This is a genomic window from Vibrio rhodolitus (genome assembly GCF_003350325.1).
Classification (GTDB): Bacteria; Pseudomonadota; Gammaproteobacteria; order Enterobacterales; family Vibrionaceae; genus Vibrio; species Vibrio rhodolitus.
The window spans coordinates 1-1,187 of the sequence record NZ_QLYZ01000047.1 but is presented as its reverse complement, the minus strand read 5'-3'; the positions used below and the strand labels follow the sequence as shown (position 1 = coordinate 1,187).

General features: G+C 46.8%; 1 protein-coding gene. It reads left to right on the top strand.

Going from position 1 to position 1,187, the window contains the following annotated elements:
• Positions 1-1,184: elongation factor Tu (gene tuf / locus DPF93_RS20990; protein ID WP_114767933.1), on the top strand; the 1,184-nt coding region annotated here is incomplete at its 5' end.
• Between the last annotated feature and the right edge of the window lie 3 nt (positions 1,185-1,187).

The window sequence follows — 1,187 nt, the reverse complement described above, 5'->3', positions numbered from 1 at the left end:
TGTCTAAAGAAAAATTTGAACGTGTAAAACCGCACGTAAACGKTGGTACTATCGGCCACGTTGACCACGGTAAAACAACTCTAACTGCAGCTATCTGTACTACTCTTGCAAAAGTTTACGGCGGTGCTGCTCGTGACTTCGCATCTATCGATAACGCTCCAGAAGAGCGTGAGCGCGGTATCACAATCTCTACTTCACACGTAGAGTACGACACTCCAACTCGTCACTACGCACACGTAGACTGTCCAGGACACGCTGACTATGTTAAAAACATGATCACTGGTGCTGCWCAGATGGACGGTGGTATCCTTGTAGTTGCTGCGACAGATGGTCCAATGCCACAAACTCGTGAGCACATCCTACTAGGCCGTCAGGTTGGTATCCCTTACATCATCGTATTCATGAACAAATGTGACATGGTTGATGATGAAGAGCTTCTAGAGCTAGTAGAAATGGAAGTTCGTGAACTTCTATCTGAATACGACTTCCCAGGTGATGACCTACCAGTTATCCAAGGTTCTGCACTAGGCGCACTAAACGGCGAAGAGCAGTGGGAAGCTAAGATCATCGAACTAGCTGAAGCACTAGACACTTACATCCCAGAACCTGAGCGTGCAATCGATATGCCATTCCTAATGCCTATCGAAGACGTATTCTCAATCCAAGGTCGTGGTACAGTAGTAACTGGTCGTATCGAGCGCGGTATCCTAAACGTAGGTGACGAAGTAGCAATCGTTGGTATCAAAGATACTACAACTACTACTTGTACTGGTGTTGARATGTTCCGTAAGCTTCTTGACGAAGGTCGTGCTGGTGAGAACGTTGGTGCACTTCTACGTGGTACTAAGCGTGATGACGTTGAACGTGGTCAAGTACTAGCTAAGCCTGGTTCAATYACTCCACACACTAAGTTCGAGTCAGAAGTATACGTACTTTCTAAAGATGAAGGTGGTCGTCACACTCCATTCTTCAAAGGCTACCGTCCACAGTTCTACTTCCGTACAACTGACGTAACTGGTGATATCTCTCTACCAGAAGGCGTAGAAATGGTAATGCCAGGCGACAACATCCAAATGACTGTTGAGCTAATCGCACCAATCGCAATGGACGAAGGTCTTCGTTTCGCGATCCGTGAAGGCGGCCGTACAGTAGGTGCTGGTGTTGTTGCTAAGATCTTCGCTTAATTC